Genomic DNA, 14,366 nt, shown 5'->3' with positions numbered 1-14,366 from the left:
AATTACTGAGAATACGAAGAATAAAGGAGAGAAACGGAGTAAAAACTAAAAAAATTAGATAAGGAAAATGGAGAGATGAATTAAATGTTAAAGATCATTAAACATTTAAAACCATTTGTTACTTCCATCATTGCAGTTGTATGTCTTTTAACTGTGCAGGCAGTATGTGATCTATCACTGCCAGACTATATGTCTAACATTGTCAATGTAGGGATTCAACAAAAAGGTGTAGAAAATGCAGTACCTGAGGTTATTCGTAAAAGTGAAATGGATAAACTTATGCTCTTTATGAATGAAAATGAGAAGAAAAAAGTTGCTGACAACTATGTCCTTTTAGATAAGAACAACCTCTCTCAAAGTGAACTAAAAAATGACTTAAAAGATTATCCGCAGCTTGATAAAGAGCCACTTTATAAGTTACATACAGAAGATAAAAAAATAATTAACGGACTTAACGATATCTTTGGGAAACCAATGTTAATTACACAAGGAATTGAAAAAGGTGGCTCATCTGCTTTCTCTTCTGCTGCGACAGGTGACAACAACACACCGGCGAAACTTCCGCCAAATACAGATCCTTTTGCAATCATTGCGAAACTTCCTCAAGATCAAATCAATGCAATGAAAGAAAAGGCAGATGAAAAGTTTAAGAATATGCCAGGCAGCATGGTAACACAATCAGCTGTTTCATACATTGAGAATGAGTATAAGAAAATCGGTATCAATACTGATAAACTTCAATCTAATTTTATTCTTACTTCCGGCGGGAAAATGCTACTTTTATCCTTAGTAAGTATGGCAGCTACCGTTATCGTGAGTTTACTTGCTGCAAAAGTAGCTGCAGGACTCGGCAGAAACCTTAGAAAGAAAGTATTCCGGAAAGTTACCAACTTCTCGAATGCGGAGTTTGATAAGTTTTCCACTGCATCTCTAATCACAAGAAGTACAAATGATATCCAGCAAGTTCAAACACTAATGGTTATGATGCTTCGCATTGTATTCTATGCACCAATTTTAGGTATCGGCGGCATTATTAAAGTACTTACTACAGACCTTTCAATGGGATGGATTATCGCAGTTGCGGTAATTGCGATTTTAAGCCTAGTCATTGGTTTATTTAGCATCGCGATTCCTAAGTTTAAGCGTATCCAAAAGTTAGTAGATAAAATTAACTTGATCACTCGTGAATCTTTAACAGGTATGCTCGTTATTCGTGCTTTTAATACTCAAAAACATGAAGAAAAGAAATTTGAAAAAGGAAATCAAGATTTAACAAAAACAAATTTATTTGTAAGCCGTTTAATGTCATTTATGATGCCAATGATGATGTTTATCATGAATGCCGTTACTGTACTTATTATTTGGGTTGGATCACACCAAGTGGATATGGGACATATGCAAGTTGGTGATTTGATGGCATTTATGCAATATACAATGCAAATCATCATGGCCTTCTTAATGATTTCAATGGTATCTATTATGGTTCCACGTGCTTCAGTTTCCGCACAACGTATCGCAGAAGTTTTAGATACTGACATTACCATTAGTGATGTAAAAGAGCCGAAAACATTTGCTTCAGACAAGAAAGGTTACGTTGAATTTAAAAATGTTGGCTTTAGATACCCAGGTGCAGAAGAAGATGTGCTTTCCAATATCACCTTTACTGCAAAACCTGGTGAAACGACAGCTTTCATCGGAAGTACAGGTAGTGGTAAATCAACATTAATCAACTTAATTCCACGCTTTTACGATGTCACAAGCGGCCAAATATTAATAGATGGCACGGATATTAGAGAAGTATCTCAGAAGGAATTAAGAGAGAAAATTGGTTATGTACCGCAAAAAGGAGTTCTCTTCTCAGGTACAATCGAGAGTAATTTGAAATATGGTAAAAAAGAAGCAACTGAAGAAGAACTCGAAAAAGCGGCGGAAATCGCGCAAGCTATGGAGTTTATTAACGCGAAACCAGAAAGCTTCCGCACAGAAATATCACAAGGTGGTACGAACGTTTCCGGTGGTCAAAAACAAAGACTTTCTATTGCGCGTGCTCTTACGAAAAAATCAGAAATCTTCATATTCGATGATAGTTTCTCAGCTCTTGACTTTAAGACAGACGCAGCATTGCGCAGAGCTTTAAACAATGAGATTACAGGAAGTACTATTTTACTTATTGCCCAAAGAATCAGTACAATCATGAATGCCGATAAGATTATTGTACTTGACGAAGGAAAAATAATTGGGACTGGTACTCATGAAGAGCTTATGGAAAACTGTGAAGTTTATAAGCAAATTGCTTTATCACAACTTTCAAGAGAGGAGTTGTCATCATGAGTGATAGAAAAATAGAAAATAGAAAACAAAGCGGCCCTGGTCCTGGCGGTGGCGGTCCTATGGGCGGCGGCATGAGAAAGATTGAGAAAGCAAAAAACTTCAAAGGAACGATGAATAAACTCCTTCAATACTTGAAGCCCTATAAATTATCAATCTTAGTCGTTATCCTTTTCGCAATCGGTAGTGCAGCCTTTACAATCGTTGGTCCAAAAATTTTAGGAAACGCGACAACAAAACTTTTCGAAGGACTCGTAAGCAAAGTATCAGGAGCACCCGGTGCGGCCATTGACTTTACCTATATCGGAAACATTGTCATTTTACTCCTTGGATTATATATACTGAGCACTGTGTTTGGTATTATCCAGGGGTACATTATTTCTGGAGTAGCTCAAAAAGTATCTTATAACTTCAGAAAAGAAATCGCTGAAAAAATTAACCGTATGCCGCTGAAATACTTTGATAAAACAACGCACGGCGAAGTATTATCGAGAATTACAAATGACGTAGATACGGTGAGCCAAACTTTAAACCAAAGTATGTCGCAAATCATCACATCCGTTATTACAATCATCGGTGTACTTATCATGATGTTATCAATCAGCTGGCAAATGACATTAGTGGCGCTTTTAATATTGCCAGTATCGATGATTCTGATCATGGCAGTCGTAAAACGATCACAAAAATACTTCAAATCCCAGCAAGAATATTTAGGACACGTAAACGGTCAGGTCGAAGAAATTTATAGTGGTCACAATATCGTAAAAGCCTTCAACAAAGAAGAAGAAGAAGTAAAAAAATTCGAAAAGGTAAATGATACCCTTTACCATTCCGCATGGAAATCTCAATTTTTATCTGGAATGATGATGCCGATTATGACATTTATCGGTAATATCGGTTACGTCGCTGTATCTATTTTAGGTGGATGGCTTGCGGTAAAGAGAACCATCGCAGTTGGAGACATTTTAGCCTTTGTGCAATATGTTAGAAGCTTTACGCAACCCATCGCTCAAGTAGCGCAAATCGCGAACGTACTTCAATCCACTGCAGCTGCTGCAGAAAGAGTCTTCGAATTTTTAGAAGAAGAAGAGGAAGTGCCAGAAGCAGAAAATCCAGTGAAGCTGCAAAAAGTTCAAGGAGAAGTTAACTTTCAAGATGTTCAATTTGGATACAATCCAGATAAGATCATCATCAATAATTTCTCAGCTAACATTAAGCCTGGACAAAAAGTAGCAATCGTCGGACCAACCGGAGCTGGTAAAACAACGATTGTAAAACTGTTAATGCGTTTCTATGATATAAACAGCGGTGCAATATGTATCGACGGTCACGATATAAAAGACTTCACGAGAGAAGACCTGCGCAGCATGTTTGGTATGGTACTTCAAGACACTTGGCTATTTAACGGCTCCATCATGGAAAATATACGTTACGGTAGACTCGATGCTACAGACGAAGAAGTAATTGAAGCAGCGAAAGCAGCTCACGTTCACAGCTTTGTAAAAACATTACCAAATAAATATCAAATGGAACTAAACGAAGAAGCAAGCAACGTATCCCAAGGACAAAAGCAACTACTAACAATTGCCCGCGCCCTTCTAGCGGATCCGAAAATATTAATACTCGATGAAGCAACAAGCTCCATTGACACTCGTACAGAAGTACTCATCCAAAAAGCGATGGAAAACCTCATGGAAGGTAGAACAAGCTTCATTATCGCTCATAGATTATCAACAATACGTGATGCAGATTTAATCCTTGTCATGAAAGAAGGAGATATTGTGGAACAAGGTAATCATGAAGAGTTATTGAAAGCTAATGGTTTCTATGCTTCGCTTTACAATAGTCAGTTTGAAGGTGCGGATGCTTCTTGAGTTAGGTGAAAGTCCATTTAAATAACTAAACCCACGAAGAAAATGCATTTTCTTCGTGGGTTTTTATTATTTTTAAAGTTCTGCTACAAAGTTTTTAAAAGTAAGCTAGACATTTGCAAAACAGAGTGAGGAGCATGATAAATGGGATGTTTTAAATTGTTTCTCCTCCTTCTCCTGTTTTATGACTTTCTCCATAGATAAGGAGCATTTCTTCCCGATTAATTGTTGCACAACGGATAACCGGTTTAATTAATGGGCATTATCAAAAAGGATAGTACTATTAAACAGAATAAGCCAAAGAAATGGATAAGGAGTGAGCAAGCGATGGACAACATGATAAATGAGGGTAGCTTTGGTTTACAAAGGGGACCTGCTCAAAAAACGGTTGGCCAGTATTTGTTCGATTGCCTGAAACTCGAGGGCATTACCGAAATTTTTGGTGTCGCAGGGGACTATAATTTTACACTTCTTGATACTTTGGAGTGTTATAACGGCATCCGTTTTATAGAAGGACGAAACGAACTAAATTCGGGCTACGCTGCAGATGGCTATGCAAGAATCAAAGGAATATCGGCTCTTATTACGACATTTGGGGTCGGGGAGCTCAGCGCATGCAATGCGATAGCGGGAGCCAACAGCGAGCATGTACCAATAATACACATTGTGGGTGCGCCTCCTGAGAAGGATCAAAAAGAGCATAAGCTGATGCATCACACCTTAATGGATGGAAATTTTGACGTCTTTCGCAAGGTGTATGAGCAGATTACGGCATATACGGCGGTGCTTACGCCGGAAAATGCCAAGATTGAAATTCAGACTGCAATTCGCATTGCTAAGGAAAAGAAAAAGCCGGTATACCTGGTTGTGGCTAATGATTTAGTGACCAAGCCGATTAAAGTCTGGACAGAGCCAGTACCACCACGTCCAGCATCCAACCCGAATACCCTTCAGGCTGCAGTGAATCATGTCCGTCCGCTTTTGGAACGTGCCCACCGACCGGTTATCCTGGTGGATGTGAAAGCGATGCGCTTCGGCCTTCAGACAGCAACTCGGCAGCTAGCCGATGCAATGAATGCGCCTGTTGTAACGATGATGTACGGGAAGGGGGGATTCGACGAGACCCACCCAAATTATATCGGAATGTATCTAGGCTCTTTCGGGAGGACTGAAGTCCAAAGTACGGTAGAGAATGCAGATTGTATCATCGCGATTGGCATGGTATGGGCGGATACAAACACCGCAAGTTTTACCGCAAAGCTGAACCCGCTGATAACTGTCAACATTCAACCGGATATAGTTAAAATCGCTGAGGCGGAATATCCGAATGTTCTTGCAGCCGACATGCTACTTGCTGTGCAGAAGTTGAGTTATACAGGCAAAGGTTTGACAAAAAAATTGTCATTCCCTTATGAGCAATTCACAACTATTGCGGACGGACCTCTAATGGCGGACGGCTATTATCCGCGTTTTCAGCGCATGCTGAAAGATGGGGATATTGTAATCGCCGAGACCGGAACGTTTTATTATGGAATGGGAGAGGTCAGACTGCCGGGCAATGTAACATATATTGGACAAGGTGGATGGCAGTCCATCGGTTACGCAATCCCTTCGGCGTTTGGTGCTATTATGGCCGCGCCGGAACGCCGAGTATTGGTGTTTACAGGTGACGGTGCCCTGCAGCTAACGGCACAGGAAATCAGTTCTATGCTCTATTACGGTTGCAAGCCCATAATCTTTGTCTTGAACAACGATGGTTATATAATTGAGAAATATTTAAATGTCAAAACAGAGGATCAAAAGTACAACCAAATCCCTCGATGGTCTTACACCAAGCTGGCCGAAGCTTTTGGAGGTAACGCGTTTACCGTTACGGTCCGGACCTATGGAGAGCTTGATCAGGCTATAATCCATGCTGAAAAGGAAAGCGCCAAAAGACTCTGTATAATTGAAATGATCGCAGGTAATCCAATGGACGCACCTGAATATATGCGACGGATGCGCAGTTATATGGAGAAGCAGGAAATGCAGCGCAGCCAGAAATAATATCCAATTCTCTAGTCCCTAATTGGATACTAATTGAACAGTTCTAATCATATTCTTTTAATAAAACGCAATTAAAGGGGTGTAAAGTAAGTTGACAAAAGTTAAGGTTAGTTTACGACCCATTGCAAGTAAGTTCAATTTACCTACTGTTTTGAAAACAACTATACTACCAGGTGACTCAATTGAAAGGTTATTTATTGCAACCCAGGTAGGAGAAATCTTTTACATAGGAGACGGAGTTATAAGGACTTTTTTAGATATTCGCCCGCGAATTATCAAATTAGGCACGTTTGAAGAAGGTGTCTCTAGTAGCGGTTATGATGAACGCGGATTGCTAGGACTAGCGTTTCATCCACAATTTTATCAAAACGGTTTATTTTACCTTCATTATTCAGTAGCTGGCACTCAAGGTCTGGGTGCCCTTTCTGAACCTTTTAAACCTAATCCGTGTGATCCGAAAACTTTAAACTTAAAGTGGGTAAATAGAGATACTCAATATGATCATATTGATACGGTTGAGGAATGGATTTTACAATCACATAGTCAACCTCAAAAACGACGGACATTACTTAACATAAGAAGGCCCTTTTTTAATCATAACGGAGTCAATAGTTTAAACTTTTCACCTGAGAGTGGAAAACTTGTTTTTACAAATGGAGATGGTGGATCGGGTTATGATCCATTTAATTTAAGCCAGGATAATTTAGAAATAGCGGGTAAAATAATTGAAATTGATGTAAGTAAAAATACATTCATAAATAACCCTCCAGTAGTTACACGCTTTAATGAGTTTCCTTTATCTATACAAGAAACACTTACAGTAATTGCGAAAGGAGTTCGGAATATAACAGGTATTTCATTTCAAAGGTTTTATAATCAGTATATCAAATATGCTGGAAATGTCGGGCAGGATATTGTAGAGTCTATTTTTTCGTTTGTTCATTATAAACCCATACCGGTTACCGAACTTGTTCAAACGCATTTAATGAGATCCACTCCCAATCAAGATGGATTTATTAATTTTGGTTGGCGAGGATGGGAAGGAGAATTTCCTACTTCTTTTATAAGGCACTGTTCTGAGAATCCTACTTTGGATGAGAGAACAATGGCTTATTATAATGAAACAATAGAAACATCAGTGAGGCGCATACAGCCCCTAATTAGTTATTTTCATAAAGATTCCAGAGCAGATAAGTTTGGAGGAACCTCACTTACAGGAGTACAACCATATATGGGAACTACAATTCCTAGTTTAACTGGTAGTATCGTGTTTACTGATCTTGCTAAGAAAGAAGAATTTCAATCTCCAGTAAAGGGAGTGTTAGCTTTTACTAGAGCAGCTCTAGACGGGAAACGTAATGATTTTCATGTTATTGAAACCAATTATGATTTTGGTTCTCAAGCAGCTTATTATATGAGCTTGGGAACAAACGGAGATCAAACTAGATTATATTTAGGGGTCTATGGATCTATGAAAGTAACGGATTTTAACAAAGGTACTATTTTTGAAATTGTTCCATGATACGGTATAAACTCTTAGTTTAAAAATATATGGAATTCATACTTTTTCAAACGCACGACTTAGCGCCTCTTAAAAAACCTTCTATGGATAAACATCTATTGTATAGTGATTCCTAACAAGCAGAAAGTAAAACATAACCAATAAGTATTTGAATAAAAATAGAAAGTGGTGAATTAAGTCTCTTTAGGGGGGAATTTGATGAATCGCTTTAGAAGCTATTGGTATCAATGGATGATAGAGAAGGATGCAAATTTTGTTCATAAAAGAAAGGTGACGCCTGCAAGTAGGTTAGTCATTACAGCATTACTCGGTTCATTTGCTGCTATTTTTCAATCTGCGGGGAACTTAATCCCTGGAATTGGGTTATTTATTAGTCCTTTCGCGACGCTACCGATTTTTCTAGCTATTTGTTATTCTATTCGTGAGGGAGTACTTTCTTATATTCTAACTATTTTCCTATTATTCATTATTGAGCCAAGTGAACTAATTGTCTTTCCCTTTACTACAGGATTATTAGGTATAGCGTTAGGAGTATCCTTTTTACAATTCAAGAAGAGGATTTGGATAGTTTCCTTTTCAGCATTATGTCTACTTATAGGAATTATGATCGTTCTCGATATATTCCGCTTTCCAGTACTTGGTCCTACTGTTCATACAATTATGGATATAAAAGTTATTACATTAATATTTATACTGAGTTTTCTATACTGCTGGATCTATGCAGAGCTGTGTAGAATAATAATGAATAGAGTATATAAAGTATGGTCTTAACAATTGTATAAAATCTTTTTGAACGAATACACTTTCTCATATGTTTTCAAAGATTGGAGATGCAAGCCATGTATAACGTTGAAATTAGAAGGCCGAATTCGGATGATATAGATGAACTATACTTGTTTTTCCGTATAGTTATTACGAATACATATAAAAATGAAGGGTTATCCCAATTATTAGATGACATAGAAAATGAAATTAACACGAAAAAGCAATATTTGAAAAATGATTTTGATGGTAATGGAGAAAGTCGTTATTTTTTATTAGCAATAGATACAAGTAACGATAAAATCATTGGAACGATTGAAGTCGGTCCAGCAAGTACATTAATTAATAGTTGTACAGACGGTGTACTTAAGGATTTGTATGAAATAGGAACTGTATTTATACTTCCGGAGTATCAAAGAAAAGGTATAGGGAGTTTACTACTAAATACAATGTATCTTACATTACTTAGCAGAGGAATAACCGAATGCTGTTTAGATAGTGGATACAAAAAAGCACAAAGTATATGGACAAAAAAGTTTGGAAAACCTAGTTATATGCTGAAGGATTATTGGGGCGAATCAAACGATCATATGATTTGGAGAAAAAGTTTACATGATATACCTATAATATTTGAATTATAAAATGAAATATCTCTCTTAACATAGCTTTTCTTACATACTTATGCTATTATTTATCTTTATAATAAAAGAGGACGTGAATGAACTTGATTAAAATTAATATTCCTGAAGCTGATGTTTCAATTACTGAACGTAACCAAGTTATTAAAGGAGACGAGCCATTAATTACTCCAATTAACGGTTTTATCGATTTCCACTTGTTCCCTAGAGATAAAGGCGGCATTTTTATGTTTTACAATATTAATGACGAACTTCTTTTCGTAGGTAAAGCTCGTAAAATTAGACAACGTATTAAAAAGCACTTTGAAGATAACGTTTCACCAATCAAAAATAATCGTGATGAAGTATACCGTATCGATGCATGTATCGTAGAAGATCCAACAGAAAGAGAAATTTACGAAACATACATCATTAATAAGTACAAAGCGAAATATAACGTTGATAAAGTGTTTTATAAATAAGTAAAAAAAACAATCCTAGCACATATACTAGGATTGTTTTTTTGTGTTTCATTCTTCATTTCTTTCTCCTTTTTTAAAATGATTAGCAGCAATTAAACAGAAAAGCCCTATAAATAAAATTATAATTCCAAGCGTTTTATGTTTTCCTTCAAAAAAAGGAATATCTGAAATAACATTTGTCATACATAACCCTATAAACACAAGGATAGGTCCTGCCCACAGTAATACATTGCCGAAATTCGTATGTTGCCACATAGTAACCCTCCTTACTCCTTTTTACATATATATCCATGAAATAAAAGTAAATTCATAGAGAAAAATAGTTTTTTTCATATCGAAAATTGAACCTTCATATATTGGTACAAGCAAATGAGAAAGGGGACCATCATGAATTGGTTAGAAGCTTTTATATTAGGGATAATACAAGGTTTAACAGAGTTTTTGCCGATTAGTAGTACAGGACATCTTTATTTAGGAAGGCATTTGTTTCAATTAGATGAAGCTGGATTATTTTTAGATACGATGCTGCATATCGGGACTTTGCTTGCAGTGTTTATTTATTACAAAAAAGAATTTATATACTTAATTAAAAATCCATTTTCAAAACTAATGTTATTACTTATTGTTGGGACGATACCTGCAGTTGTAATCGGATTGTTATTTAAAGACTTCTTTGAAGATATTTCAAAAACAGGTATTACCATTGGATGGGAGTTTTTAGTGACAGGTTTCTTTCTCTACATGGCCGATAAACAAAAAAATGGTCGTAAAAAAATGGATGACATTACATATAAAGATGCATTTATCATCGGTTCATTTCAAGCGGCTGCTATTTTTCCGGCAATTTCCCGTTCTGGTATGACAATCGTCGCTGCTTTATGGAGAAAACTAGACCGTGAAACAGCAGCATATTTTTCATTTTTATTATCTACGCCAGCAATAGTCGGAGCAATCATCTTGCAATTTGCAGATGTTTATCAAGTGAAAGCAGAATCTATTTCTAGTACATCTTTAATTGTCGGCACGTTATCAGCAGCGTTTTTTGGTTACATAGCTGTTTCATGGATGATTCAATATTTAAAACGTCACTCCTTAAAAGTATTCGCGTATTACGTATGGGGATTAGGTATTTTAATTTTAACGTTGCAATTTACTCATGTGTTTTAATTTAGTAATTCTTCGTTTAGATCCTGTTTCATTCATACAAGGCAGGATCTTTTTTCATTAAGGGGGAAAATATGTTTAATAAGGCTATCGTTATTGGCGGAAGTATAGCAGGAAAACTCGCAGCAAAAGCATTATCAACTTCTTTTAAAGAAGTAATCATTATAGAAGTCGGCGAAAGATGGGATGGAAAAGCTTTGAGAAAAAGAGTTCCACAAAGTAATCATCCTCATGTGTTATTAAAAGGCGGAGAAAATGCAATCGAGGAATTGTTTCCTACTATTACTAATGAATTAATAGAAGCAGGCAGCATCGTAAATAACTTTACTCGTGATATAAAATGGCATCAATTTGGTTTATGGAAACAGCCATTCATAGGAGAAGTGCATATGATTCAACAAAGTAGGCTTTTGCTTGAATGGCATATTCAAAAACGAATACATCAAATTTCAAATATTACAACTCAGTTTGGCACATTGGTCGAAGGGTTATTAGTAGATGGAAAGCTTAACAAAGTATGTGGAGTAAAAGCTAAGTGTTTAGAGACTGGCATGCAAGAAGAAATTCAAGCAGATATTGTTGTTGATGCGAGTGGATTCGGTTCAAAAAGTATAGCGTGGTTACGTGAATACAATATCGAAGTGCAAGAAGAGAAAGTGCGTATCGATTTATTCTACGCAACTAAAATGTTTAAACTCAAAGAAAATGAGAAATTAGACTGCTGTAATATGCTAATGTCTCCAAGTTTCCCGGACAATCCGTATGGTGTACTTATTCAAACGATTGAGGATAATCGTTATTTTGTTACTTTCAGCGGATACGCAAATGAGAAAGCACCACAAACAGATGATGAGTTTTATGATTTCGCTGAAAATCTATCAATCCCTAACGTGACAGATTTTCTAAACAAAGCGGAGGCAATTTCAGATATCAAAACATACAAAATTCCTTATCAAGTACGTCGGCGATTTGATTTAATTAATCATTTACCAGAAGGGTTGTTAGTAGTCGGTGATGCACAATGTCGTTTTGATCCAGTTTTCGGTCAGGGAGTTTCAGTTGCGGCTATGGAAGCTTACCAGTTGCAATTACTACTACAAGATAGAAAAGGTCTCGATAAAACATTTACACAACAATTTTATAAGAAGGCTGCGAACATCATACAAACTCCTTGGGAAATGACAACAACTGAAATATCACGACACCCTCAGCTAAAGAGAGAATTAACTACGAAACAAAAATTTCAGCTATGGTATACGAAACAAATATATCAACTATCTGCAAGTGACTCTGACGTTTATATTCGATTAGTAAGAGTGATGAATTTAATTCGTAGTCCATTTCACCTATTTCATCCGAAAGTGCTGCTCGCTGTATTACTGATGCGAAAGAAATAGCAGGAAAATTATCGGTTAAAAAAGAATGTATAACAGTTAGTAAATCAAGAAGGGGTAAACTGGATGAAAATATACATAGAACAATTAAAGAATCAAGACGCTGAAGATTTATTTAACTTTGAACTAACGAACAAATCATTTTTTGAAGCAATGGTACCAAGTCGTGGCTCTAATTATTACGTGTATGAATACTTTCAAAAGCAACTTGACGAACTATTAAAAGAACAAACTGAGGGGATTTCTTATTTTCATCTCATACGTAATACAGAAAAAGAAATTGTAGGACGTATCAATTTAGTTGATGTAGATAAGGAAAAACGAATTGGGTCGTTAGGCTACCGAGTTGGAGAGAAGTTTACTAAAAAAGGAGTTGCAGCATCATCTGTAAAATTGATTTTGGCTCAAGCAAGAGTCTATGAAATTAATGAAATACATGCTATGACAACAACAAATAACATAGCTTCACAAATTGTATTAGAAAAGAACGGATTTTCTCGTGAAAAGGAAGCGGAGACAACTACTGTAGATTTAAACGGGGAAAACGTAAATTTCGTACATTATATTTGGAGGACTACTAAGGGTTAAAAATAATAGGGAGGGACATGTACATGAAGGATTTACGTTATCCAATAGGTCAATTTACTTATGTAGGAACTATTACAGAAGAAATAATTGATAAATGGATTCAAGAAATAGAGGATCTACCTAATGAACTAGCAAGAGCGATAAAAGATTTAGATCAGAAGCAGTTAGATACACCGTATCGCGTCGGTGGATGGACTGTTCGCCAAGTTGTTCATCATGTTGTTGATAGTCATATGAATAGCTACATACGCTTTAAATTAGCACTGACAGAAAAGAATCCAACTATTAAACCGTACAAAGAAGAAAAATGGGCAGAGCTACCTGACTCGAAATTACCAGTAGATGTTTCACTTGTAATGCTAGATTCATTACATAAAAGATGGATTAACTTATTATATTCTTTAGAACCGGCAGATTTAGAAAAGACATTTAATCATCCTGAATCAGGAGAAACAAAACTTGCTGCTGCAATTGGACTATATGCATGGCATGGTCGTCATCATACAGCTCATATTACTTCTTTAAGAGAGCGTTTAAATTGGTAACATTAGAGAAGGCGACAGAAATTGATGCAGAGATTATATTTCAAATGCAAGTAGAATCATTTAGTTCATTATTAGAAAAGTATAAGGACTATGAAACAAGTCCGGCAAATGAACGTATTGAAAGAACGATTTCAAGAATAAATAATCTGGACGGTGGATTTTATAAAATTTTCGTAAATACGAATCTTGTCGGCGCGATATGTATATCACGTGCAGAAGGGGCATCTAAATTTTGGATAAGTCCGATGTTTATTATCCCAAACTATCAAGGGAACGGAATTGCTCAAAAAGTATTAATTTTAATCGAGGAGATGTTTCCGGAAATAACGACTTGGGAGCTTGCTACAATTTTAGAGGAAGAACGAAATTGTTTTCTATACGAAAAGATGGGATATATAAGAGCGGAATTTAAAAAGAAATTAAATGATAAAGCAACTTTAATTTATTATAAAAAAGAAAGGTAAAGCACATTTTAAATGCTTTACCTTTTTATGTTATTTAAGATTGAAAATACAAAATTAATGTATATTCTTCCAAAAAGTTCGGGTTAGTAATTTTTAAAGTGAATAAATATACAAAAATACGTTATTTTGTCGTATATGTTACTAACGCTTTTTGAATGCTTAAAATACTATCGTCACCTTTAAATTCTTTCTTAATTGGATCATCCATACTAGATACCCAAATTTTAAGCTCTGCATCTAAATCAAAATGCCCAGCTGTTTCAATGCTAAATTGTGTAATGCTTTTATAAGGAATAGAATGATACTCTGTTTTTTTACCTGATATTCCTTGTTTATCTACTAAAATAAGACGACGATTTGTAAATACGATTAAATCACGAATTAATTTATAAGCATGCTCAACTTTTTCATCATCTAGCATAATCTTTTCTAAATCACGTTCAACGCTTTCTGTACTCGCACTTGATGCATTTCCTAAAATACCACTAAATAAACCCATATGAAATTCCTCCTTTATAATATGTGGAATGAGTTTCTTATATTGTACCATGCGAATGACTAATAGATTATGACATTGCTTCAA

At 36.0% G+C, this 14,366-nt stretch carries 14 protein-coding genes; 12 read left to right on the top strand and 2 right to left on the bottom strand.

Features of this window, described 5'->3' with window-relative positions:
• The first annotated feature begins 84 nt into the window (after positions 1 to 84).
• The 7 genes from DET63_RS08465 (at position 85) to DET63_RS08435 (ending at position 9,628) form a co-directional block, all read left to right on the top strand.
• A complete protein-coding gene (locus DET63_RS08465) occupies positions 85 to 2,331 on the top strand; it encodes an ABC transporter ATP-binding protein (protein WP_113936411.1) in 2,247 nt (748 codons plus the stop codon).
• Positions 2,328 to 4,202: an ABC transporter ATP-binding protein gene (locus DET63_RS08460; protein ID WP_113936410.1), complete on the top strand. Its 1,875-nt coding sequence runs from the start codon at positions 2,328 to 2,330 to the stop codon at positions 4,200 to 4,202. Before DET63_RS08465 ends, DET63_RS08460 begins: the two co-directional genes overlap by 4 nt.
• 324 nt (positions 4,203 to 4,526) lie before the next feature.
• Positions 4,527 to 6,245, top strand: coding sequence for an alpha-keto acid decarboxylase family protein (locus tag DET63_RS08455; RefSeq protein ID WP_113936409.1), 1,719 nt, complete (start codon positions 4,527 to 4,529; stop codon positions 6,243 to 6,245).
• Positions 6,246 to 6,336: 91 nt separating this feature from the next.
• A complete protein-coding gene (locus DET63_RS08450) occupies positions 6,337 to 7,767 on the top strand; it encodes a PQQ-dependent sugar dehydrogenase (RefSeq protein ID WP_113936408.1) in 1,431 nt (476 codons plus the stop codon).
• Positions 7,768 to 7,965: 198 nt separating this feature from the next.
• Positions 7,966 to 8,538, top strand: a complete 573-nt coding sequence (locus DET63_RS08445) for a YybS family protein (protein WP_113936407.1) — start codon at positions 7,966 to 7,968, stop codon at positions 8,536 to 8,538.
• Positions 8,539 to 8,606: 68 nt separating this feature from the next.
• A complete protein-coding gene (locus tag DET63_RS08440; RefSeq protein WP_113936406.1) occupies positions 8,607 to 9,170 on the top strand; it encodes a GNAT family N-acetyltransferase in 564 nt (187 codons plus the stop codon).
• Between the two features lie 77 nt (positions 9,171 to 9,247).
• Positions 9,248 to 9,628, top strand: a complete 381-nt coding sequence (locus tag DET63_RS08435; protein WP_002013261.1) for a nucleotide excision repair endonuclease — start codon at positions 9,248 to 9,250, stop codon at positions 9,626 to 9,628.
• A gap of 48 nt (positions 9,629 to 9,676) precedes the next feature.
• Here DET63_RS08435 and DET63_RS08430 read toward each other — a convergent pair whose 3' ends face one another.
• Complete coding sequence (locus DET63_RS08430; protein WP_113936405.1) at positions 9,677 to 9,883, bottom strand: hypothetical protein; 207 nt, start codon at positions 9,881 to 9,883, stop codon at positions 9,677 to 9,679.
• Positions 9,884 to 10,015: 132 nt separating this feature from the next.
• On the opposite strand from DET63_RS08430, the gene DET63_RS08425 reads away from it, so the two are divergent.
• The 5 genes from DET63_RS08425 (at position 10,016) to DET63_RS08405 (ending at position 13,783) form a co-directional block, all read left to right on the top strand.
• Complete coding sequence (locus DET63_RS08425) at positions 10,016 to 10,795, top strand: undecaprenyl-diphosphate phosphatase (RefSeq protein ID WP_113936404.1); 780 nt, start codon at positions 10,016 to 10,018, stop codon at positions 10,793 to 10,795.
• A gap of 71 nt (positions 10,796 to 10,866) precedes the next feature.
• Positions 10,867 to 12,189, top strand: a complete 1,323-nt coding sequence (locus tag DET63_RS08420; RefSeq protein ID WP_113936403.1) for an NAD(P)-binding protein — start codon at positions 10,867 to 10,869, stop codon at positions 12,187 to 12,189.
• 63 nt (positions 12,190 to 12,252) lie between these two features.
• Positions 12,253 to 12,774 carry a GNAT family N-acetyltransferase gene (locus DET63_RS08415; RefSeq protein WP_113936402.1) on the top strand — a complete coding sequence of 174 codons (522 nt, stop codon included), beginning with the start codon at positions 12,253 to 12,255 and terminating at the stop codon, positions 12,772 to 12,774.
• Positions 12,775 to 12,797: 23 nt separating this feature from the next.
• Positions 12,798 to 13,319 (top strand): YfiT family bacillithiol transferase, encoded by a 522-nt coding sequence (locus DET63_RS08410; protein ID WP_002013255.1) that lies wholly within the window; start codon positions 12,798 to 12,800, stop codon positions 13,317 to 13,319.
• Complete coding sequence (locus DET63_RS08405) at positions 13,259 to 13,783, top strand: GNAT family N-acetyltransferase (RefSeq protein WP_113936401.1); 525 nt, start codon at positions 13,259 to 13,261, stop codon at positions 13,781 to 13,783. The genes DET63_RS08410 and DET63_RS08405 overlap by 61 nt, the downstream gene beginning before the upstream one ends.
• 121 nt (positions 13,784 to 13,904) lie before the next feature.
• On the opposite strand, the gene DET63_RS08400 is transcribed toward DET63_RS08405, so the two are convergent.
• Positions 13,905 to 14,282 carry a PH domain-containing protein gene (locus DET63_RS08400; protein ID WP_113936400.1) on the bottom strand — a complete coding sequence of 126 codons (378 nt, stop codon included), beginning with the start codon at positions 14,280 to 14,282 and terminating at the stop codon, positions 13,905 to 13,907.
• Between the last annotated feature and the right edge of the window lie 84 nt (positions 14,283 to 14,366).

Source organism: Bacillus sp. DB-2, assembly GCF_003315125.1.
GTDB classification, from domain to species: Bacteria; Bacillota; Bacilli; order Bacillales; family Bacillaceae_G; genus Bacillus_A; species Bacillus_A mycoides.
The sequence above is the reverse complement of the archived record's forward strand: the minus strand, read 5'-3'. Positions and strand labels throughout refer to the sequence as shown.

What these genes read in the sequence shown, in the direction of transcription:
- DET63_RS08465 (WP_113936411.1), top strand. Translation starts at nt 85, where the DNA reads ATGTTAAAGATCATTAAACATTTAAAACCATTTGTTACTTCCATCATT.
- DET63_RS08460 (WP_113936410.1), top strand. Translation starts at nt 2,328, where the DNA reads ATGAGTGATAGAAAAATAGAAAATAGAAAACAAAGCGGCCCTGGTCCT.
- DET63_RS08455 (WP_113936409.1), top strand. Translation starts at nt 4,527, where the DNA reads ATGGACAACATGATAAATGAGGGTAGCTTTGGTTTACAAAGGGGACCT.
- DET63_RS08445 (WP_113936407.1), top strand. Translation starts at nt 7,966, where the DNA reads ATGAATCGCTTTAGAAGCTATTGGTATCAATGGATGATAGAGAAGGAT.
- DET63_RS08440 (WP_113936406.1), top strand. Translation starts at nt 8,607, where the DNA reads ATGTATAACGTTGAAATTAGAAGGCCGAATTCGGATGATATAGATGAA.
- DET63_RS08435 (WP_002013261.1), top strand. Translation starts at nt 9,248, where the DNA reads ATGAACTTGATTAAAATTAATATTCCTGAAGCTGATGTTTCAATTACT.
- DET63_RS08430 (WP_113936405.1), bottom strand. Translation starts at nt 9,883, where the DNA reads ATGTGGCAACATACGAATTTCGGCAATGTATTACTGTGGGCAGGACCT.
- DET63_RS08425 (WP_113936404.1), top strand. Translation starts at nt 10,016, where the DNA reads ATGAATTGGTTAGAAGCTTTTATATTAGGGATAATACAAGGTTTAACA.
- DET63_RS08420 (WP_113936403.1), top strand. Translation starts at nt 10,867, where the DNA reads ATGTTTAATAAGGCTATCGTTATTGGCGGAAGTATAGCAGGAAAACTC.
- DET63_RS08415 (WP_113936402.1), top strand. Translation starts at nt 12,253, where the DNA reads ATGAAAATATACATAGAACAATTAAAGAATCAAGACGCTGAAGATTTA.
- DET63_RS08410 (WP_002013255.1), top strand. Translation starts at nt 12,798, where the DNA reads ATGAAGGATTTACGTTATCCAATAGGTCAATTTACTTATGTAGGAACT.
- DET63_RS08405 (WP_113936401.1), top strand. Translation starts at nt 13,259, where the DNA reads ATGGCATGGTCGTCATCATACAGCTCATATTACTTCTTTAAGAGAGCG.
- DET63_RS08400 (WP_113936400.1), bottom strand. Translation starts at nt 14,282, where the DNA reads ATGGGTTTATTTAGTGGTATTTTAGGAAATGCATCAAGTGCGAGTACA.